The sequence below is a fragment of the Streptosporangium heterodermiicola genome, from assembly GCF_051390675.1.
In the GTDB taxonomy this organism is placed as follows: domain Bacteria; phylum Actinomycetota; class Actinomycetes; order Streptosporangiales; family Streptosporangiaceae; genus Streptosporangium.
The window spans coordinates 298,044-317,996 of record NZ_JBPJSR010000005.1 but is presented as its reverse complement, the minus strand read 5'-3'; the positions used below and the strand labels follow the sequence as shown (position 1 = coordinate 317,996).

The 19,953-nt window shown below is 70.8% G+C and carries 20 protein-coding genes; 11 read left to right on the top strand and 9 right to left on the bottom strand.

Annotated features, from left to right (window positions below):
- Positions 1–23: 23 nt before the first annotated feature.
- The 3 genes from ACSC1Q_RS13765 to ACSC1Q_RS13755 all read left to right on the top strand — a co-directional run bounded on the left by ACSC1Q_RS13765 (position 24) and on the right by ACSC1Q_RS13755 (position 1,732).
- Complete coding sequence (locus ACSC1Q_RS13765; RefSeq protein WP_350968244.1) at positions 24–308, top strand: hypothetical protein; 285 nt, start codon at positions 24–26, stop codon at positions 306–308.
- A gap of 322 nt (positions 309–630) precedes the next feature.
- Entirely contained in the window at positions 631–1,356 is a 726-nt protein-coding gene (locus ACSC1Q_RS13760) for a glycosyltransferase family 2 protein (RefSeq protein WP_436759077.1), read from the top strand.
- A gap of 184 nt (positions 1,357–1,540) precedes the next feature.
- Positions 1,541–1,732, top strand: coding sequence for a type II toxin-antitoxin system Phd/YefM family antitoxin (locus ACSC1Q_RS13755; RefSeq protein ID WP_436759076.1), 192 nt, complete (start codon positions 1,541–1,543; stop codon positions 1,730–1,732).
- 77 nt (positions 1,733–1,809) lie between these two features.
- Here the strand turns inward: ACSC1Q_RS13755 and ACSC1Q_RS13750 are convergent, their stop codons facing one another.
- From ACSC1Q_RS13750 to ACSC1Q_RS13730, 5 genes are all read right to left on the bottom strand, one after another.
- Complete coding sequence (locus ACSC1Q_RS13750) at positions 1,810–2,157, bottom strand: transposase (protein ID WP_436759075.1); 348 nt, start codon at positions 2,155–2,157, stop codon at positions 1,810–1,812.
- Positions 2,158–2,332: 175 nt separating this feature from the next.
- Complete coding sequence (locus ACSC1Q_RS13745; protein ID WP_436759074.1) at positions 2,333–2,878, bottom strand: helix-turn-helix domain-containing protein; 546 nt, start codon at positions 2,876–2,878, stop codon at positions 2,333–2,335.
- Between the two features lie 113 nt (positions 2,879–2,991).
- The gene (locus ACSC1Q_RS13740) at positions 2,992–4,359 is read right to left on the bottom strand and encodes an ATP-binding protein (protein ID WP_436759073.1); all 1,368 of its coding nucleotides are present in this window, start codon (positions 4,357–4,359) and stop codon (positions 2,992–2,994) included.
- Between the two features lie 293 nt (positions 4,360–4,652).
- Positions 4,653–5,018 carry an STAS domain-containing protein gene (locus tag ACSC1Q_RS13735; protein WP_350968242.1) on the bottom strand — a complete coding sequence of 122 codons (366 nt, stop codon included), beginning with the start codon at positions 5,016–5,018 and terminating at the stop codon, positions 4,653–4,655.
- 87 nt (positions 5,019–5,105) lie between these two features.
- Positions 5,106–5,480: an STAS domain-containing protein gene (locus ACSC1Q_RS13730; RefSeq protein WP_436759072.1), complete on the bottom strand. Its 375-nt coding sequence runs from the start codon at positions 5,478–5,480 to the stop codon at positions 5,106–5,108.
- A gap of 98 nt (positions 5,481–5,578) precedes the next feature.
- On the opposite strand from ACSC1Q_RS13730, the gene ACSC1Q_RS13725 reads away from it, so the two are divergent.
- A complete protein-coding gene (locus ACSC1Q_RS13725) occupies positions 5,579–6,832 on the top strand; it encodes a hypothetical protein (RefSeq protein ID WP_436759071.1) in 1,254 nt (417 codons plus the stop codon).
- Between the two features lie 431 nt (positions 6,833–7,263).
- Here the strand turns inward: ACSC1Q_RS13725 and ACSC1Q_RS13720 are convergent, their stop codons facing one another.
- The gene (locus tag ACSC1Q_RS13720; RefSeq protein WP_436759070.1) at positions 7,264–8,604 is read right to left on the bottom strand and encodes an APC family permease; all 1,341 of its coding nucleotides are present in this window, start codon (positions 8,602–8,604) and stop codon (positions 7,264–7,266) included.
- 133 nt (positions 8,605–8,737) lie between these two features.
- Here ACSC1Q_RS13720 and ACSC1Q_RS13715 point away from each other — a divergent pair, with 133 nt between their 5' ends.
- The gene (locus ACSC1Q_RS13715; protein WP_436759069.1) at positions 8,738–9,130 is read left to right on the top strand and encodes a DUF8711 family protein; all 393 of its coding nucleotides are present in this window, start codon (positions 8,738–8,740) and stop codon (positions 9,128–9,130) included.
- A gap of 221 nt (positions 9,131–9,351) precedes the next feature.
- Here ACSC1Q_RS13715 and ACSC1Q_RS13710 read toward each other — a convergent pair whose 3' ends face one another.
- Positions 9,352–10,539 (bottom strand): glycosyltransferase family 4 protein, encoded by a 1,188-nt coding sequence (locus tag ACSC1Q_RS13710; RefSeq protein WP_436759068.1) that lies wholly within the window; start codon positions 10,537–10,539, stop codon positions 9,352–9,354.
- 72 nt (positions 10,540–10,611) lie between these two features.
- On the opposite strand from ACSC1Q_RS13710, the gene ACSC1Q_RS13705 reads away from it, so the two are divergent.
- From ACSC1Q_RS13705 to ACSC1Q_RS13695, 3 genes are read left to right on the top strand one after another with little or no spacing between them, the layout of a single operon-like run.
- The gene (locus tag ACSC1Q_RS13705) at positions 10,612–11,433 is read left to right on the top strand and encodes a PIG-L deacetylase family protein (protein ID WP_436759067.1); all 822 of its coding nucleotides are present in this window, start codon (positions 10,612–10,614) and stop codon (positions 11,431–11,433) included.
- 60 nt (positions 11,434–11,493) lie between these two features.
- Positions 11,494–12,555 (top strand): lysylphosphatidylglycerol synthase domain-containing protein, encoded by a 1,062-nt coding sequence (locus ACSC1Q_RS13700; RefSeq protein WP_436759066.1) that lies wholly within the window; start codon positions 11,494–11,496, stop codon positions 12,553–12,555.
- Positions 12,556–12,615: 60 nt separating this feature from the next.
- Positions 12,616–15,987, top strand: a complete 3,372-nt coding sequence (locus tag ACSC1Q_RS13695) for an ATP-binding protein (RefSeq protein ID WP_436759065.1) — start codon at positions 12,616–12,618, stop codon at positions 15,985–15,987.
- A gap of 65 nt (positions 15,988–16,052) precedes the next feature.
- Here the strand turns inward: ACSC1Q_RS13695 and ACSC1Q_RS13690 are convergent, their stop codons facing one another.
- Positions 16,053–16,721 (bottom strand): hypothetical protein, encoded by a 669-nt coding sequence (locus tag ACSC1Q_RS13690; RefSeq protein ID WP_436759064.1) that lies wholly within the window; start codon positions 16,719–16,721, stop codon positions 16,053–16,055.
- 160 nt (positions 16,722–16,881) lie between these two features.
- Here ACSC1Q_RS13690 and ACSC1Q_RS13685 point away from each other — a divergent pair, with 160 nt between their 5' ends.
- The gene (locus ACSC1Q_RS13685; protein WP_436759063.1) at positions 16,882–17,424 is read left to right on the top strand and encodes a DedA family protein; all 543 of its coding nucleotides are present in this window, start codon (positions 16,882–16,884) and stop codon (positions 17,422–17,424) included.
- A gap of 151 nt (positions 17,425–17,575) precedes the next feature.
- Here ACSC1Q_RS13685 and ACSC1Q_RS13680 read toward each other — a convergent pair whose 3' ends face one another.
- Positions 17,576–18,241 carry an SDR family NAD(P)-dependent oxidoreductase gene (locus tag ACSC1Q_RS13680; protein ID WP_436759062.1) on the bottom strand — a complete coding sequence of 222 codons (666 nt, stop codon included), beginning with the start codon at positions 18,239–18,241 and terminating at the stop codon, positions 17,576–17,578.
- Between the two features lie 57 nt (positions 18,242–18,298).
- On the opposite strand from ACSC1Q_RS13680, the gene ACSC1Q_RS13675 reads away from it, so the two are divergent.
- Both ACSC1Q_RS13675 and ACSC1Q_RS13670 read left to right on the top strand, forming a co-directional pair.
- A complete protein-coding gene (locus tag ACSC1Q_RS13675) occupies positions 18,299–18,709 on the top strand; it encodes a MerR family transcriptional regulator (RefSeq protein WP_436759061.1) in 411 nt (136 codons plus the stop codon).
- A 147-nt stretch (positions 18,710–18,856) separates the two neighbouring features.
- On the top strand, positions 18,857–19,945 hold the full coding sequence (locus ACSC1Q_RS13670) for a D-alanyl-D-alanine carboxypeptidase family protein (protein WP_436759060.1): 1,089 nt from the start codon (positions 18,857–18,859) through the stop codon (positions 19,943–19,945).
- The last annotated feature ends 8 nt before the right edge of the window (positions 19,946–19,953 follow it).

Sequence of the window (19,953 nt, the reverse complement as noted above, 5' to 3'; positions counted from 1 at the left end):
AGTGTCCGCCAGGAGTGATCCGGATGATGACAGAGCGCGGCGAGGGCATCGACCATCTGCGTCGGTTGGCCGCCCAGTTGGAGGCGCACGCCTTTCAGGTGCGTCTGAGGTCGGCCGCGGGACTTTATCCACGGCTTCATGTGATCAACCCCATGGCCCCGGCCAGGACGGAGGACGTGCTCGCCGCCCACGAGGAGGACGGCGAGTGGTGGTTCTGGCTGTCCTGGGCGGGGCGCATCGGCCACGCGGAGGACGTCGCGACGGCCGCGGAACGTGTGGCCAGTGTTCTTCATGTGATACGGAGATAGGTGATTCTTGGGCCTGGCATGGGTAACACCCGGTGATCAAGCCCAGAATGGAGCGGCACCGTGAAAAGGATCCTGGTCGTGCAACGTCCGCGTCCGCCCCGTGAGCCGGTGCCGCTCGATCTGCGCAGCCCCTCGGGTCGTACGCTCCCCTTCTGACGATCCCGGCGATCCGCATCGGGTCGCGCCTCCCCCTTGGGAACGGTTGGCGAAGAGACCTTCCCGCCGCCCCCAAGGGGAGGTCAAGAGGCACGATCCTCCGTCGCATACGGGGTTGCAAGAGGCTTTCAAGTGTTCTGCAGGTGGTTCGTTAGACCTTGTAACCATGAACAGCGCCCCTTTCGCTTTCAGTGTCAGCGTGATCGTCCCTGCCATGAACGAAGCGGAGAACCTCCCCCACGTCTTCGCGACCCTGCCGTCCTGGATCGACGAGGTGATCCTGGTCGACGGCAACTCCACCGACGACACGGTGGCCGTGGCCAAGGCCCTGCGCCCCGGGCTGCGCGTCGTCACGCAGACCCGCAAGGGCAAGGGCAACGCTCTCACCGAGGGCTTCGCCGCCGCGACCGGTGACATCATCGTCATGATCGACGCCGACGGGTCCACCGACGGCCGGGAGATCCACGCCTTCGTGACCGCGCTGGTCGAGGGCGCCGACTTCGCCAAGGGGTCCCGCTGTGCCCCCGGCGGAGGCTCGGACGACATCAGCCCGATCCGCTCGCTCGGCAACACGATGCTGACCAAGATGACCAACCGGCTGTACGGCACCCGCTACACCGACCTGTGCTACGGCTACAACGCCTTCTGGGCCCGCCACCTCGACGCTCTCGACCTCGACTGCGACGGCTTCGAGATCGAGACCCTGATGAACATCCGCGCCGCCCAGGCCGGTCTCGTCATCCGCGAGGTCCCCAGCCACGAGCGCAGCCGCATCCACGGCGCCAGCAACCTGCACGCCGTCCGCGACGGCCTGCGGGTGCTCCGCACCATCCTCCGCGAGCGCGAGGGACGCGTCGGCATCCGCCTGCCCCAGGAGCACGCCACCGTCTGACCCGGCGAGAACTCCCCGAAGATCAGACGAACCGCGTCCCAGCGGGTGGGGGAAGAATGAGGATCACGTGCTCGATCAGCGCGGGATCTGTCAGGTGACAGCCGTCAGGCAGGAGCGAGAATCACCCGCGTGATCTCGCTCCGGAGCTAGTCCAGGTCTAGACAGACCAGACAGGGGGACGGTCATGAGCGGATGGCAGGTCCAGGAGGCGAAACAGCGCTTCAGTGAGGTCGTGTGGCGTGCGGTGAACGAAGGCCCTCAGGTAGTCACCCGGCATGGGGAAGAGGTGGCCGTCGTCATCGACATCGCCGAATACCGTCGCCTCAGAGGTGACGCCCCCGACTTCAGGCGGTTCCTTCTCCCCAATCCCGACTAGGGCGACGACATCAAGTTCCCCGGAACCAGGACTTCCCCGAGAGATCGATTTCGACTACTGAGACTAAATCTCCAGGGTTAGGTCAGTTCGAAGGGCAGACCGGTCTCGTTGAAGAAGCCGGTGATGAGGTCGGGCCGATATTGCACGCGTTTCAGCCGGGTCTTGATGATCGCGTTGAGGGCGTCCAGGCCAGTGACCGCCAGATTGCCCAGCCCGTTACGGAGGTTGGCCCAGATGCCCTCGGCCGGGTTGAGCTCAGGCGCGTAGGCGGGCGGCCGGTAGACCGTCAGCCAATCGCGGGCGGCGATGTAGGACTGCATCGCCCGGCTGATGTGGGTGTTGAGGTTGTCCCACACCAGTATGATCGGCGCGCCAAGCTGCTGGTGGGCGGCGTCCAGCAGGTCGGCGTAGTCACGTTCGGCCAAGCTGCGGCGCTCACCCTCATGCCTCGATGCAGCCGGATCCGGTAGATCAACCGGCTGCGCCGGCCAGGCTTGCAGCAGACCAGGCCGGCGATCGACACCCGGCCCGAGCCCTTGCCCGACACGGTCACCACCGGCGGGTGTCCCCGCCACGACCAGGTGCGTGCCCGGGGCGGCCTCAGGATCTGACCGGCTTCGTCCTGGAAGCAGATCCACGAGCCCGAAGCCGCCGCCGTCCTTTTATCCGCTGCCACTGCTCGGTCTTCCACCAGGTGATCACCACCTCGTCACGCTCGGCGGCCCGGTGCACGCTCATCTGCGGCGACCAGCCCATCCGGTGCAACAACAACGACACCCCGCGCAGGCTGTAGCGCAGGTGAAACAACCGGGCGATCACCTCGGCGATCCGCGCCAGCGTCCAGCGCTGATCCTCACCCCAGCCGTGCGCGGCCGGTCCGGCCCGCAGTTCGGCCTCCAGCCGCTCGCGCTGTTCCTCATTCAGCCGACACGGCCACCCGGCCGGTCCTTTGGAGGCCAGCGCCGCGATTCCCCCGACCTGCCAGGCGCGATACCAGCGACTGGCCGACATCGGCGAGACCCGCAGCAACCGCGCCACCTCAGCCTGCGACGTCCCCCGCGCGAACATCTCCGCCGCCCGCAGCCGCACCGCCTCACGTCGCGCTCGGTCCTTGGCGGTCAATCCACCGCCCTCCGGATACCTCATACCTCCGGCATACCGAACGCGAGGTCATCCAACGGCCATGAATCACCATCGATGATCTAACCCCCGAGCTTCAACCTCAGTAGCAGGTGCTGATGTTGGTGCGGTGGGCAGGGCTAGGCAGATTCCGGGCGGTTCTCTCGGTGCCGCCACGCCGCCAGCAGGTCCTCCGGCGTCCAGGCTTCGGCCAGTGGGAGCCCCGGTTCGAACCCCGCTCTGGAGACCGCCACTTTCGGAGTGTCGTTGGTCACGCCGGGGACGGCTGCGGAGCCCTGAACCAGAGCGTCGTAGTCGTGGCGATCGAAGGGGCGCGCTTCGAGCCACTTGATCGATCCGACGAAGTGGACCCGGCTCGCAACCGGCTCCCGGTCCGCGCCCACGAGGTCGATCTCCGGATTGTTCTGCCGGTTCCACCAGCCGCCCACGACCTCGGTGTCCGGCCATTCGTCATCCGGAAGCATTCTGGCCAGGCAGTCGCGCACGAGCGGCTCCACCGCTCGGCCTCGCCAGGTCGTCCACGAACGCTCGATCCGCCGCAGTGCCAGATCCGACCGGCCCCGGTCGCTGTCGGCGATGGCCCGCCGCAGGAACGCGAGCCAGAACCGGAGGTAGCGGTCGGCCACCCGGTACCGCTTGTTCTTGGTGTCGGGCCGATCGGAAAGGGGAAAATCGGCCGCCACCACCTGTTTGGCGACCAGGTTCGTGAGGATCGGCGCCAGGGTACCGGACGGCAACGGCGCCACTCCTCCCACGTTCGCGGCGATCGCGCCGAAGGTGCGCTCCCCTGCCCCGATGGTCTCCAGTACGGCCCGGGCGTGGGTCGCCGACGGAAACTCCCCGAGCAGGGACAACTCCCCGGCGGCGAGAAGAGCGGACAGCGGGCTGGCGAGGCTATCGCGCAGAAAATCAACCCTGGCCACACCTCGCTCCCACGAACGGACCACTTCGGGGAAACCTCCAGTGATGAGGAGCGCGTCCACCGCGTCGGCGGCGGGCAGCCCCGTCATGTCGGCGACGTCATGGAGGTCAAGCGGCTTCAACGTCATGCGAGCGGCCCGGCCGAAGAACGGACGACCGTACTCCTGCAAGGACTCCATCACTGACAGGTCACTTCCGACCAGGATCAACAGGATCGGCCGTGTGGAGAGGTACCTGTCCCATATCGTCTGCAGAGCTCCCTCGAACTCCCCGTCCTGCTCGATCAGCCACGGGACCTCGTCGAGAACGACGACGCACGGGGTCTCGTCACCCGCGGCCAGCGCCAGCGACCGCAGCGCGTGGTTCCAGTCCTGCGGCACCGTCCCCTGCACAAGCTCGCCTCCCGCGAGCCCGGAGCAGGCGACGGCCTCGGCGAAGTCGCTCCGCTCCGCGACGGGGCCGCGCCCTCTCGTCGCCTGGAAGACGACATATGGCAGGCCGGAGCGATCACAGAACTCCTGCGCCAGGCGTGACTTGCCCACTCGCCTGCGGCCGGTGAGGATCACCGCCCGACCCCGGGTCCCGCCCTTCCCCTCCAGTACGAGCCGCAACTGTGCGTCCAACCGGTCGAGGTCGAAGGTCCTGCCTGCGAACTTCATAAATCCCACCTAAGTAATATCAAGTCTTACTTAGATTGAATCTACATGAAGAGCCTAGGCCGCAAGCTCATATCGGGCCCCTGACCTGGTCGATCGTCAGACGGAGAGCACGTCCCGTGGAGAGCGGAAGGGCACCCACCAAAGGAGGTGGGCCGGCCAGGAGTGGTGAGCCGAACAGAGATCGGGGCCGCCGTACGGCCTCAGGCCACCTCAAGCGCGTCGGCCACGGAGGGGAGCACCTCGAACACCTGGATCAGCCCGGCGAGGTGAAGGCGCCTGGCGAGGTTGCCCTGGACGCCGGTGAGGATGACCCGCACCTCCCGGTTCAGGCCCTGGTGGCGCACCTGGAGCAGCTCGCCGATCCCGGAGGAGTCGCAGAAGGTCAGGGCGGACAGGTCGAGGATCAGTATCGGCGAGGGCAGGGAGTCCCATGCCCTGCCCATCTCCTCGCGCAGCACGGACGTGTGGTAGTGATCAAGCTCTCCACTCGCACGCACGACGAGCGTCGTACCGTGCAGTCCGGAGGTGACGGTGAAAACCGACTCCGGCTCATCTCCCACGAACATGACCAACCCTCTGACCGACCCTTTGCCCAAGCAACCATAACTGTCTCATACGGCGCGGATCGCCTCGATGTGGAGAAGCACGGCCGTTCACGTCGGCTTGGGAAAGGCCTCCATCGCCTCTTCGACCGTGCGCCGGGTGTCGAACAGCTCGGCCACCCCCAGGCGGCTCAGCCGTTGTCTCATCACGGTCGAGGGGCCGACGAGGACGAGCGAGCCCGCGACCCGGCGGACGCGGGTGAGGGCGTACATGAGCACGCCGTATCCGGTGGAGTCGCAGAAGGTGACCTCGGTGAGGTCGATCACCAGGTGCGGGTGGTCCGTCGCGCCCAGCGCGACGTCCGCCTGCTCCTTCAGCAGCGGGGAGGACCCGTAGTCCAGTGCCCCCACCGCGTGCAGGGCGGTGAAATGGCTGTGCTTGTCGGCCCGGACGCGAAATCTCGCGTCCTTCTCAGCCTTCGACATCGGCATCCTCTCCCGCGTACGTCCCCGGTGCCCCAGCCAGGCGGGTCTAATCATCGCGGGCACGGCCGGAGGACGGAGGCATGCGGAACAATGGTGGCATGGTGAAAGCGCGCCCGACGGCGATCCTGGTCTTCGGAACGCTCCTGATCGCCGCGTGCGGCGCGGGTCCGGCTCCCACCGCGCCCACCGCGACCACCGCGACCCCGGCCTCCCCCGGCGCCCCTTCCTCCACCTCCCCGGGTCCCGCGTCGCCGGGCCCCTCGGCGAGCCCGGTGGCGACCGGGGCGGTCGCCGCGTCCGCCGAGTGGGCGGCCGTGGGGGGCGCGAAGCTGTCGGGCGGCACGGCGCTGCTCGACGTGGCCGCGACCGGGCCCCGCGACGCCTGGGCCGTCGGATACCAGGACAGCGCGGAGGACCGGGAGGGCACGCCCGCCGTCCTGCGCTGGAACGGGACCCGCTGGCGGGAGATACCGCTGGGCGGGGGAGCCGGCGCCCACCGCCTGGAGGGGGTCGGCGCGGCCGGGCCCGACGACGTGTGGGTGGCGGGCAACGGCCCCAGCGCGTTCGCCGCGCACTGGAACGGGCGGGCCTGGGCTCCGCACCGGCCCTTCGGGGTAGCCGAGGACTACCGGCTCGCGGACGTCACGGCGAGCGGCGGCGACGCGTGGTTCGCCGCGAACGGCCCCTCAGGCGCGGTCGTCCTGGAGTGGGCGGGCGGCGGGTTCCGCAACGCGCTGAGCACCGGGGGCACCTTCGAGGCGATCACCTCGGGGGAGGGACACGTCTGGGCGGTGGGGACGAGCGAGACCACGACCCCGCTGGTCTGGCACGGCACGGCCGGATCGTGGGAGAACCTGGAGACGCCCCCCGTTCCCGGCGGCCGCCTAAACCGGGTCTGGCAGGTCTCGCCGTCGGAGGTGTGGGCGGTCGGGCAGGTCTCCGCCGCCCCGGCGACCGGGCCGGGGAGCGAGGCCGGGCCGGACGCCGGGGCGGGCGGCGAGGGGGCGCGGCCGCTCGTCATGCGCTGGGACGGGACCCGCTGGACGCGGGTCGAGGTGCCGGTCTCCCGGGGGAGCCTGCACGGGGTCACCGCCTCCGGCCCCGGCGACCTGTGGATCAGCGGCGTCGACGCCGACCACACCGGGCAGGTGCTCATCCTCCACTTCGACGGCACCACCTGGTCACGCGAGTACGGTCCGCTGTTCCGTACCTACACCACCACCCAGCAGTACGACGAGACCGACGACGTCGCCGGGACCGTCCTGGCCCGGGTGCCGGGCACCGAGACGCTGTGGGCGGTGGGCTCGGTCGGCGTGGGCGACGACGAGAAGGCCTTCATGCTCCGCCGCTGAGGCCCCGATTCCCCCGGAGTCCCCCGAAGTCCCCCGAAGTCTCCGAGGCTCTGCCGCCTCCCGCGCGGTGCCGAGGTCGCGGATTTGGAACACACGGTGTCGCTGCCGGAAACATGAGCCGCTTACTGTGCGGACATGGCGGACTTTATCCACCAAACGCCACGACAGAGCCCTCGACGACACGGCCGGGACGCCGGAGGTCAGACTTCCGCCCCGGACGCCGCCCACCTCCGTGCGCTCACGCGACCCCTAGAACCCCTGAATCAACCCCAGACCTGCACACGCTTGGTAAAAAATCCGTGAAAAAGTCGGTCAGGTGACGTAGTCTCTCTCAAACTCCAACAAAGAGGGAGTATCACATGAAAAAGGTTCTTATCCTCCAAAAGCCCCGGCCGCCCCGGAAACCCATCTCCCTGGACCTCCGTACGCCCTCAGGACGGACGCTGCCCTTCTGAGAGGAACAGCCGGTTGACGAACCAGAGGGCCACCCCGATCACGAGCAGCACCCCCGCGCGGACGTAGACGTCCACGCCCCGGCCGGTGACGGGAAGCGCCAGGACGAAACAGACCACCGCCCCCAGGACCGGCATCCAGCTCGGCGCCCGGAAGTGATCGTGGTCCACCCGGTCCTTGCGGAGAACCAGCACGGCCACGTTGACCAGCGTGAAGACACACAGCAACAACAGCACCGTGGTGTCGGCCAGGCCGCCCACGTCGCCGGTGGCGACCAGCACCGCCGCGACACCCACGGTGAAGACGATGGCCACCCACGGGGTGGACCTCGTCGAATGGACCGACGCGAAGACTCGCGGCACGATCCCCTCACGCGCCATGCCATATACCAGGCGCGAGGCCATGAGCATGTTGATCAGAGCGGTGTTGCCCACCGCGAGCAGTGCGATCAGGGCGAACAGCTTGGGCGGGAACGCCAGCCCGGCGACCTTGACGACCTCCAGCAGCGGGCCGGACGAGTCCGTCAGCGTCTTGGTGTCGACCAGCATGGTCGCCGTGAACGCGACGCCCAGGTAGATGACCGCCGCGATGGTCAGGCCGCCGAAGAGCGCGCGGGGGAAGTCTCGCTGCGGGTCCTTGGCCTCCTCGGCGAGGTTGACCGAGTCCTCGAAGCCGAGCAGCGCGTAGAAGGCGAGAGCCGTACCGCCCAGGACGCCGAGGAAGGCGCCATTGGCCGGGTGGAACTCCAGGGCCCGCGACGGATCGCCGTCGCCGGAGAGCAGGGCGAAGATCCCGATCGCGATGATGACCAGCAGGCCGAACGCCTCGATGATCGTCAGCACCACGTTGACCTTGATGGACTCGGAGATCCCGGCGAAGTTCACCAGCGCGACCAGACCGAGGAAGAGGAACGCCCCGACGACCACCGGCAGGCTGACGAACTCCCCGAGGTAGTCGCCGCCGAATGCCCGCGCCGCCGCGCTCGCCGAGGTGATCCCGCTCATCAGCACCGCGAACGCCACAATAAAAGTGACAAAAGGAATATTGAACGCTTTGTTCGCGTAAAGCGCGGCACCGGCTGCTTGAGGATATTTGCCGACAAGTTCGGCATAGGCGGTCGCCGTCAGCGCCGCCAGCACGAAGGACACCAGGAAGGGCACCCACAGCGCTCCGCCGACGTGTCCGGCGACCTTCCCGACCAGGGCGTATATCCCCGCGCCGAGGATGTCGCCCACCACGAACAGAAGAAGGACCCTGCGCCCGATGACCCGCTTGAGCGAGTGCTGACCGGAACCGGGATCGACGATCGCCTCAGCCATACCCCGCCCTTACCCCCCGCGGGGGCAAAATCACGTCAGGTCACACGAGTCACTGCTGTAAGCACCATGAAAGTGATCCGCAAGGAACCCTGCCTACAGTTCCAACTGTCACGAAATGCAATGAAAGGCAGAAATGTTCCGCGCCCTCTCTTCCCGCCGCCTCGCCGTCACCGCCGCGGGAATCGCTCTCATATCGATGACCGCCGCCTGCGGCGCGACCGCCAACAGCGCGGTCTGCACCGAGGCCGCCTGGTCGAAGCCCTTCGCGGACTTCACCACCGCCGCCGCGGCGAGCGCCGGTGACCTCAACAAGTACAACGACGCCACCGCCAAGCTCGCCACCGACCTCAAGGCGCTGGCGGGCACGGCCGACGGCGAGGTGGCCACCGCCCTCACCGACCTCGCCGCGACGTTCGAGTCGGTGAAGATCGACCCGAACGACCCCACCGCGGCCGCCACGGCCCTGGGGTCGCTCACGACGAAGGCCCAGGAGGCGAGCACCAAGCTCGCCGAGGCCTGCTCCTAGGCACTCGCTCCCGGACGAACCCGTCGACCGGACTCGTGCCCCCTGGTGACAGGAGGCACTCCCGGTACGGCCGCCGCACCGCCTGCGGGGGGCAGTGCGGCGCGGCGGCCGTACCACCATCTCCACATCTCCACCGGGTTCCATCGAGGCCCCTGCCACCGCACGGCGGGGGCCTCGCGCGTTCTCCCGGCCTCGCCTCGCGCGTCCGGGGGCGGGGCACGTCAGGTCCTGGCGGCGCGGGCCTGCTCGTAGCAGCGTTCGAAGCCTTCGAGCACCACGGGCCAGGAGCTGCGGACGGGCTCGGTCTCCCGGTTGTTCGCCGCGATCGACTCGCGCAGCTCGCGGTCGCGGACCAGCCTGGCCACCGACGCGACCAGGTCGTCGAAAGTCTCCCCGAGCAGCCCCTCCTTGCCCGGCCGTACGAAGTCGGCCACCCCGCTCTGCGCGCGTGCCACCACCGGCACCCCCGCGGCCCTCGCCTCCAGCGCGGCCAGCCCGAAGGACTCGCGGGGCGCGGGGGCGACGAACACGTCCGTCGAGGCGAGCAGCTCGCGGATCCGGTCGCGGCTGTAGCGGCCGGGGAGCGAGACCCAGCCGGTCATGCCGTTCGCCCTCAGGTAGCGCTCCATCTGCGACCGGGCCGGGCCGTCCCCGACGACGGTCGCCCGCATCGGCGTCTCCCCCGGCACCTGGGCGCGCGCCTCCCGCAGGAGCCTCAGCAACCGGACCGGCTGCTTGCGCGGCGCGAGCCGCCCCACCGCGACGACGTGCACCGGCTCCGGCCGCACCGGACCGCCCTCCTCCGGCACGGGCCGCGAGGGGTCCCCGCCCGGATCGGCCCGTACGGGATCGGCGGGGGGCCGCGAGGAGGGCGAGGGGAGGGGTGACGAGCGCCAGCCGGAGAGGTCCAGGCCGTTGGAGACCACGTGCACCGGCACGCCGGGCCCGGCCACCGCGCGGATCGGCAGCGCGGCGGCCTCGCTCACCGCGGTGCCCACCAGCCCCCAGCGGTGCCACCCGAACAGCGGCCGCAGCCCCCGGTAGAGCGCCCGCGTGACCGGGTCCCACATGCTGTGCACGGTGACGACCACGGGCAGGCCCGCGCGGGTCGCCGCCCGCACGCCCATCCAGGCGAACGGCGAGACCGCGCCCGTGTGCACGTGCACCACGTCGGGACGCCGCGCCCTCACCAGGCGGAGCAGGTGTCCCACCCCGAACGGATGGACCGGCAGGTCGAACGGTAGTCTCGCGACGATCCTGTGCACGCCGGGCAGGCTCTCACCCGGGGTGGCGGTCGCCACCTCGACCTGGTGGCCCGCCTCCCGCTGCGCCCGGATCAGATCGGCGACCTGCACCTCGATCCCACCGAGACGCGGCAGGTAACAGTCACTGATGTGGAGGATCCTCACCGTGCCAGCGTAGACCCGCGTGAGATCATGCCTGCGTGCCCCGCGAGGGCGCGTCCGAGTCGCGCGAACGGAGTGAGCCTGATCAGCAGCGTCAAGACAGCAGTGTTCTTTCATGCCCATCCCGACGACGAGGCCCTGCTCACCGCGGGCACCATGGCGATGCTCGCCGCCGAGGGCCACCGGGTGGTGCTCGTCGTGGCGACCTCGGGAGAGCGGGGCCAGGCCGACCTCGAACCCGGTGAGGCGCTGGGCGCCGCCCGCGTGGCCGAGCTGTACAAATCGGCGGCGGCGCTCGGCTGCGCCCGGGTGGTGAACCTCGGCTACGGCGACTCCGGGCTCGCGCCCGGCGGCGGGGTCGCCGACGACCGGCCCGACGACGCCTTCATCGACGCCGACGCCGAGGAGGCCGCGCGGCGGCTCGCCGCCATCCTCACCGAGGAGAAGGCCGACCTGCTGACGACCTACGACCCGGCGGGCGGCTACGGCCACCCCGACCACGTGCAGGTGCACCGGGTCGGCGGCCGGGCGGCCGAGATCGCGAGGACCCCGATCGTGCTGGAGGCCACCGTCAACCGCGACCCCCTGCTGCGGGGGCTGCGGCTCGCCAGGAGGTTCTACCCGCAGCTCGACATCCGGGCCTTCGAGCGGGCGTACTCCCCCGGCGAGGTGATCACCCACCGGGTCGCCGTGCGGCGCTTCGCCCGCCAGAAGCGGGCGAGCATGGCCGCCCACGCCTCCCAGGCCACCGGCGCCGACACCCGCACGCTCGGGGTGATGCTCAAGATCCCCCAGCCGCTGTACCGTCTCGTCTTCGGCACCGAGTGGTACGTCCGCCGGGACGCCCCCCTGGGCTCCCGGCTGAGGCATCCCTTCGAAGTTCCTCCCAAAGGATGAGGCCGGGACCGGCAGACTTGGCCGGGGGTGCCGGATGAGGAGCGGGCGGGTCGGGTTCGGATGAAGAGCAGGTTGTTCCAGGTCGGGTTGTCGGTCGTGTCGCTGGCACTCGCCGCCACGCTCGTGTTCTTCATGCCCCAGGTCGTCGCGGCCCTGACGGGCAAGCACGTCTCCTGGGCGCAGATCGGCGCGCAGTTCGCCGCGCTGAGCGGTCAGGAGATCGCGCTGATGGCCGCCGTCTGGCTGCTCAGCCTCCTCGCGTACACGTTCGTGCTGACCGCCTCCCTCCCCGGGCTCACCCACCTGCAGGCGCTGACGCTGAACGCGAGCGGCAGCGCGGTGAGCAACCTGCTCCCCTTCGGCGGCGCGGCCGGGGTGGCGATGACGTTCGCGATGGCCAAGAGCTGGGGTTTCACCGCGCGGGCCGTCGTGGTCTCCACGCTGACCACCGGCGTCTGGAACACCCTGTTCCGCTTCCTGCTGCCCGCGGCGGGCATCGTGGCCCTGCTGTTCAGCGGGGAGCCGCTCAGCCCGTCGGTGACCAGGGCGGGCTGGGTGGGGGTGCTGTCCATCCTGGTGCTGGTCGCCGTGGTGACCGTCGCCCTCTACTGGGACCGCGCCGCGAACGTCCTGGGCCGCGGTCTCGACGCCCTGACCCGCGTGCTCCCCCGCCGGATCCGTCCCGGCCGGCACGCCGCCTCCGAGGCGCTGGTCAAGCTGCGGGCCGACACCTCCGAGATCGTACGGAGCCGCTGGGCCGGGCTGACGCTGGGCATGCTCTTCTTCCTCGCCTTCCAGTGGCTCATCCTCGTCGTCTGCCTGCACGCGACCGGCGCCTATCCCGGCCTGGCGCAGTCGATCGCCGCCTTCGCCCTGTCCCGGGTGTTGACGACGGCTTTGGTGACTCCCAGCGGTACGGGGATAATGGAGGCCGGAACCATCGGCGCACTCGTCTTCTTCGGTGCCCCGCTGGACTCCGCCACCGCCGCCGCCCTGCTTTTCGGGTTCTGGACCTACACTGTCGAAATCCCCTTCGGCGGGCTGGCGCTCGGTGCGTGGACGTTCCTGCGCAGGCGTGAGAACGCCGCGACGGCCCCTGAAAAGGAGTCGATCAGCCGCTAGATTGGGAAATACGAAATACCTTGTATGCGATTGGAAGGCCCACATAGCGTGGCGGCTGACATGGTGGCGTTCCGAGTTCTCGGCCCGGTCGAGGCGCATTCCGGTGAGGACGAGCTCGACCTGGGCGGGCTTCGTCAGCGTGCGGTCCTGGCACGCCTGCTCGTCGCACGCGGGCAGGTCGTCCCCGTCGACTCCTTGCTGTACGACCTGTGGGACGACGACGCGGCCAAGGGTGCCCAGTCGGGTCTCCAGGTCTACATCTCCCGGCTGCGCAGGGTGCTGGAGCCGGGCCGTCCCCGCGGGGGGCCCAACCGGCTGCTGGTGACCGTCGCCTCCGGCTACGCGCTGCGCGCCGCCCCCGACCAGGTCGACGCGCTCCGTTTCGAGACGCTGGTCCGCACCGCCGGAGAGCATCTGGAGAGTGACGACCCCGCCTCCGCGCGGACCCGCCTGGAGAAGGCCCTGGGCCTGTGGCGCGGCACTCCATACTCCGACTTCGCCGACCAGCCGTGGGCCGAGGCCGAGGTGAACCGGCTCACCGAGCTGCGCCTGGTCGCCCGCGAGCGGCACGGCGACAGCGGCCTGCGGATGGGCCTGCCCGCCGAGTCGGTGCCCGACCTGGAGGCGCTGACCACCGAGCACCCGCTCCGCGAGGAGGGCTGGCGGCTGCTCGCCCTTGGCCTGTACCGCTGCGGGCGGCAGGGCGACGCGCTGGCGGCGCTGCGCCGGGCGCGCACGATCCTCTCCGACGAGCTGGGCATCGACCCGGGCCCGGCGCTGCGCAAGCTGGAGTCCGACATCCTGTCCCAGGATCCCGGCCTGCAGCTCGCCGCCCCGCCGCCGTCCAGGCAGCGCCAGCAGGTGGCCGCGGAGACCTGGCCGCCCAGGCCCACGGTGGCCCCGGTGGAGCTTCCCCCGCTGGAGCCGGAGCCGTTCGTCGGCCGCGACGCCGAGCTGGGCAGGCTCACCACCGCCGCGGCCAGGACCGGCCGGTTCACCGTCGCGGTCATCAGCGGAGACGCGGGTGCGGGCAAGACCACGCTGGTCCGCCAGCTCATCAGGCGGCTGGCCGACGACGGGTGGGGCATCTCCTCCGGCGCGTGTCCCGACAGCAGCGCCACGCCTCCCGGCTGGGCCTGGGTGGAGATCCTGCGCACCCTGGTGAACGCGGCCGGGCCCGGCGAGTACGCCTCGCTGCTGGCACCGCTCCTCGACGACGCGGCCCCCGAGCCCGACGACGACCAGGCCTCCGGCGGGTTCCGGCTGCACCGGGCGGTGGGCGGCTACCTCGCCGCCGTCGCCAAGGAGACGCCGATCCTGCTCACCCTGGAGGACCTGCACTGGGCCGACGACCAGACGCTGGCGCTGCTCCGCGCGCTGCCGAGCCTGCTCGCCACCAGCCGGGTGCTGCTCGTGGTGACCTGCCGCGACAGCGAGCTGAGCGACCAGCAGGCCGACGTGCTGGCCGCGCTGGCCAGGCTCGGTCCCGTCCGGGTCGGCCTCACCGGGCTCGACACCAAGGCGGTGGCCGAGCTGGTCAGGGCGACCTGCGTGCGCGAGGTCGACGAGGACGCGGTCAACAGCATCGTCGAGCGCACCGGCGGCAACCCCTTCTTCGTCCGCGAGACGGTGCGCCTGCTCGACGCCGAGGCGGTGAGCGACCGCGCGACGGCCGCCGAGGTTATCTCCGGCGTGCCCTCCGGCGTCCGCGACGTGCTGCGCAGGCGGATCTCCCGGCTGCCCGCGATCGCCCAGCAGATCCTGCTGCAGGCCGCGGTGATCGGCCGCGACGTCGACGTGGACGTGCTGGTCGACGTCTCGGGCGACGAGGAGGCCGTGGTCGACGCGGTGGAGGCGGCGCTGCTCGCCGGCCTGGTCACCGAGCCGGGTCCCGGCATGCTCCGCTTCGACCACGACCTGGTCCGCGACACCCTGTACTCCGACGCCTCCCGGCTGCGCCGCTCCCGGCTGCACGCCGCGGTGGCCTCGGTGATCGAGCGCAGGAACCCCGGTGACGTGGCCGCGCTGGCCCACCACTACGACTCCGCGGGCACCAGCGAGACCGCCGGCAAGACGGTGCACTACGCCGGGCTCGCCGCCGAGCAGGCCGAGCGGCGCTTCGCCCACCGCGAGGCGGCCACGCTGTGGGAGCAGGCCATCGCCGCCTTCGACAGGTCGGGCATCACCCACACGCCCGACAGCACCAGGGAGCGGCTGCTGCTGACCCTGCGGCTGATCAAGGCGCTGGCGCTCTGCGGGGACATGGCCGCGGCCCGCAGGCGGCGGCGCGAGGCGATGGACGCCGCGCTGCCGCTGGGCAACCTGGAGCTCACCGCCCGGGTCGCCGCCTCGCTCGCGGTGCCGCACAAGGGCATGGCCCGCGACTTCACCCGCACCGCCTGGGAGATCGTCGACGTCGCCGAGCAGGCGCTGGTCGAGCTGCCCGCCGGTGAGCAGTCGCTGCGGGCGAGCCTGCTGGCCACGCTCGCCCTGGAGCTTGAGGGGTCGGCCACCCCCCGGGGCGAGCAGGCCTCGCTGGAGGCCGAGGAGCTGGCCCGGCGCTCCGGTGACCCCGCCCTGCTCGCGACCGCGCTGAGCGGGCGGCTGCGCCAGTCGTACGGGATCACCCCGGTGGGCGAGCGCGAGGTCATCGGCAGGGAGCTGCTGGAGGTCGGCAAGGCGACCGGGCAGATCTCGGTGCAGGCGCTGGCCCACCTGGTGCTGATGGAGTGCGCGGCCGCCTCGGGCGCGTTCGCCGAGGCCGACGCGCACGTGGCCGCCGCCGAGAGGCTGGCCAGGCAGTACGGCCTGTCCGCGCCCGCCTCCGTGGTCGCCTGGTACGCCGGGCAGCGCCTGATGATCGCCGGTGACTTCGCCGGCGCGGAACGCGCCTACCGCGAGGCCGCCCGGCTGACCGCCAAGGCCGGGATGCTGGAGGGCCGCCAGGACCTGCCGCTGATCACCACGTTCTGCCTGCACCTGGTGAACGGGCGGGCCGCGGAGATGGTCGAGCCGCTGGCCGAGGCGCACCAGCGCGGGGCCAAGTGGACCCTCGACGCCTACGCGGTGGCCCTCGCCTCGGCGGGCCACCACCGCGACGCGCGGGCCGTGATCGCGGTGAAGACGCCGGTGCGTCCCGACTTCCTCTACGAGCTGGCGATGATCTGGCGGGCCCTGGCGGGCATGCTGCTGGACGACCGGGAGCGGATGATCGAGGCGTACGACACGCTGAAGCCGTTCGCCGACCGGATCGCGGGCGCCGGGACCGGGGTGGTGGCGCTCTGGCCGGTCGCCCTGACCCTGGGCGACCTGGCGCTGCGGCTGGGCTTCGCCGACGCGGTGAAGCCGCACTACGAGAACGCCCTCGCGGTGGCCGAGCGGGTGGGCGTGAGCCGGTGGGTGGAGGCGGCCCAGCGTTCCCTCAGCGGCTGACGCCTTCCGAGGGGCTTCCTCGGGCCTGTGCTTCCTCGGGCCTGCGCTTCCTCGGGCGGGGCGGGTCAGCAGCCGACGAGGAACTTCTCGCTGCGCAGCGGGATGTCGCCGGAGACCGACAGCACGACGCGGTACCAGCCGGGGTTGTTCACGATCCTGGGCTGCCACTCGACGGTCTGGCTCCCGCCGCTGAAACCGGACCCGGTGCCCAGGTAGGTCTGCCAGCGGCGGGTGCCCGGGCTCCAGCGCTCCAGGCGCCAGCCGTAGGAGACGGTGGCCCGGGGGTCGTCGTTGTCGACGACGCTCCGCGCCTGGTACGGCCTGTCGCAGGGACCGAGCGCGTCGAGCGCGCTGACGGTGACCGTGCCGGAGGCCGCGACCTTGTCCGTGACCTTACCCGTGACCTTGTCCGCCGTCTTGTCCGTGGCCTTGTCCGCCGTCTTGTCCGTGATCTTGTCCGCGGCGGGAACCCGGCCCGCGGCGGAGACCCGCTCCGTCGCCCGGACCCGCTCCGTGGCCTCGAACTGCTCCGTGGCCGGCATCGACCGCGACGACAGCTCCACCGTCCGTACCGGCGCCTGCGCCGCCGCACCGGCCGGGATCCGGGCGGGGGTGCCGTACGTGGCCTCGACCCCCAGGTAGGCTCCGGCGAAGGCGAGGGTGGCGACGAGCAGCTTGACGGCGCTCGCGGTTCCACTCGCCATCATCGGCGCCACACTGCTACGCGGACTCATGACATACACCTTTCTTCGTTACACCCCAGGTGTACGCCACGGTTCTTGCTCTGGAGTTGACGTCCGCTTGCAGCCGGAACGCTCGGGGGGACGCCGGTCTGCCGGTTCAGGTAAGCCTGGCCTAATATCGGGGTAGGCAGGTGGAACGACCGTGGTGGTGATGTTCAGAGTGCGACCTGTTGTGGCGGGCATCCCCGACCCGGCCTCCGCGTCCTTCCTGGGCATGCCCCTGTGGCTCTGGGTGATCGTCGGCGGCGTGGCCCTTTTCGGCGCGTTCCAGGCCTACTACTGGATCGGCCACGTCCTGGGCTCCAAGCTCTACACCTCGCGACTGGGCACCAAGATCGGCCAGGAGAACATCACCCGGGTCGAGAACGTCGTCAGGAAGTGGGGCGCGCTCGCCGTCTACGCCTGCTTCTGGGTGCCGGGGCTGCGCCACACGCTGCCCTGGGTGGCCGGGGTGCTGCGGATCTCCTATCCCTGGTACGTCGTGGCCAGCGCGCTCGGCTGCCTGACCTGGGTGCCGGTGACCTCGTTCGGCCTGTACTCGGTGATCTGGGGCTGGCTGGGGCTCGCCGCCCGGTCGCCGCTCCTGGCGGGCCTGGCCGCGCTGGCGGCGGTCGCGGTGATCGTCGGATTCGTCCGCTGGCGCCGTCACCGGGCCGCCCGCCGCGAGGCGGAGAAACTGGCCGCCACGGCCTGAGACGACCGGCTCGGCGAGCCGGTGGGCCTCGAACCTGTGGGCCTCGAAGTGGTGTCCGGGCGGATCCCGGCCGAACAGCGAGACGATCTCGGCCGGGTGGTGTTCGTTCGAAGCCCGCCGCCGGTGAGAGCGTTCGCGGCCTCGGCGCCGGTCATCGCGGGCGGCCGGCGTGCAGAGTCTCCCGTTCCCACTGGTGGCGTGGTTGTGTGTGCAGCCGCCAGTAGTGCTCGGCGATGTCATCCGGGTCGAAGTCGGTGCCGGGGGCGACCGGACCGGCCACGGTGACGCTCGCCACGTGCACCCCGGAGGGCCCGTACTCCTGGTCGAGCAGGGTGACCAGGGTACGGACGCCTGCCTTGCCCAGCGAGAGGCTCACGTATCGCGGCTTGGGCTCGGGCATGCCGCCCGTGATGAGGAACGTCCCGTCACCGCGTGCCGCCATCGCGGGCGCGACGTGGGCGGCGGCGTTGAGCGCGCCGACCACGTTCACCGCCCACGCCTCCATGTGAGCGCGTACCGGCAGCTCGCCCGGCGCGTCGGCCTGGATGATCGCGGCGTTGTACACGACGACGTCCGGCACGCCGTGCTCGCCGACGGCCTTGTCGAGTGCGGCGTCCAACGCGTCCTGGTCGGTGCTGTCGGCCTCCACCGTGACAACCGGGACACCATGGGGAGCGACCGCCTCGGCCACGGAACGCAGCGTCCGCCCGCTCCGGGCGATCAGCGTGATCGGCATCCCCTCCCTGGCGAAACGGCGGGCCACAGCCTGCCCGATCCCCGGACCCGCACCAATGATCACCGCACTCGGCATCGACATCTCCCCACTTTTCGTGATCAGCGATACTTGGGACCGTAAAGCGTCACATCTATGTGAATGTCAAGCGAGAGGAACCGGATGCGGATCGGCGACCTGGCCCGCGAGACCGGGGTGCACAGGCGGCTGTTGCGCTACTACGAGGAGCAGGGCCTGCTCAGGCCGGTCCGGCTGGTCAACGGCTACCGCGAGTACACCGGGACGGACATCGCGACGGTGCGCCACATCCGCGCCATGCTCGCCGCCGGGCTTCCCACCGCGGTCATCGCCCGGGTCCTGCACTGCGTTCACGACGACGGCGAGCTGATGGTGTCGTCCGGCTGCCCGGCCTTCGTCGAGGACCTGCGGCGCGAACGCGCCCGCATCGCCGAGACGATCGCCCAGCTCCGGAGCTCCCAGGGAATGCTGGACGCGATCCTCGACGCGGCGCTGCGGCAGGCGGCACATGGGCCACGCGAGTCCGTCCCGTGATCGGGCACCCCCGACTTCGTGGTCGCGCACTCCCACACGCCCCGGCGCCAGCGCCTTCCTGTCCCCCCACGGCACCGATGTCAACTTTTCCATAGCCAAACCGCCAACTTCCGCATATTAACGGTGGCCTCTGTCAGCATGGCTCGCATGCATCACGGGGGAACACGCCTCATAGCCCGCGCCGCGCTGGTCACCGCGGTCACCCTGGCCACCGTGTCTCCGGTGCCCGCCCTGGCCGCGGGAGCCTCGGAGGCCTCGGCACCCGCGCTGACCGGCAGGCCTCCGGCGCACGTCCCGGCCACCGGAACCCTGGCGTCCGCGCCGCCCGCCGCGCCGCCCGCACGGTACGCGCCCCGCGCGTCCGTCCGCACCGCCGCGTCAGGCAGGCCCGCCTTCACCGCCGCGTCCCGCACACTCGCCTTCACCGCCGCGCCCGCCGCCGGGCGACGCGCCTCCGTTCCCTCGGTGCCGGGACGGGCCGCGTACCTGTACGACGCGGGCACGGGAACGATCCACCTGAGCAAGCAGGCGGGGAAGCGGATGCCGGTGGCCAGCCTGACCAAGGTGATGACGGCGTACGTCGTCCTCAGGGAGGCGAAACTGGACGCCACCGTCACGATCCAGGCGGCGGACGTAAAGCACGCGGCGACGAACGGCGCGACCCACGCCTCCCTGCGCGCCGGGGAGCGGCTGACCGTCAGGGACCTGCTCTACGCGGTCATGCTCCCCTCGGGGGCGGACGCCTCCCACGCGCTGGCCCGCGTCTACGGTCCCGGCAACGCGGCGTTCGTGGCGAAGATGAACGCCACGGCCCGCTCGATGGGACTGGTCGACACCCGTTACGCCAGTGCCGACGGCCTGCCGAAGCCGGCTCCCGGCTACTCCACCGCCCTGGACCAGGCGAAGCTGGCCGACCTCGCGCTGCGCGACCCGCTGCTGCGGATCATCGCGTCCACCAGGCGCCACGTCGTGGCGAAGACCAAGGTGCACCGGGCGCACTCCTGGACCAACTCCAACAAGCTGCTCGGCAAGACGCCCGGGGTGATGGGCCTGAAGACCGGTTACACGAGCGCTGCCGGATACTGCCTGTCGTTCGCCGCCGACCGCGACGGCCACCGGCTCGTGGGTGTCATCCTCGGCGAGTCCAACGCCGACCGGCGCTTCCAGAGCGCGACACGGCTCCTCGACTGGGCGGGCGAGCAGACTCCGCCCGAGCTGACTCCGCCCCAGCTGTGAGGACGGCG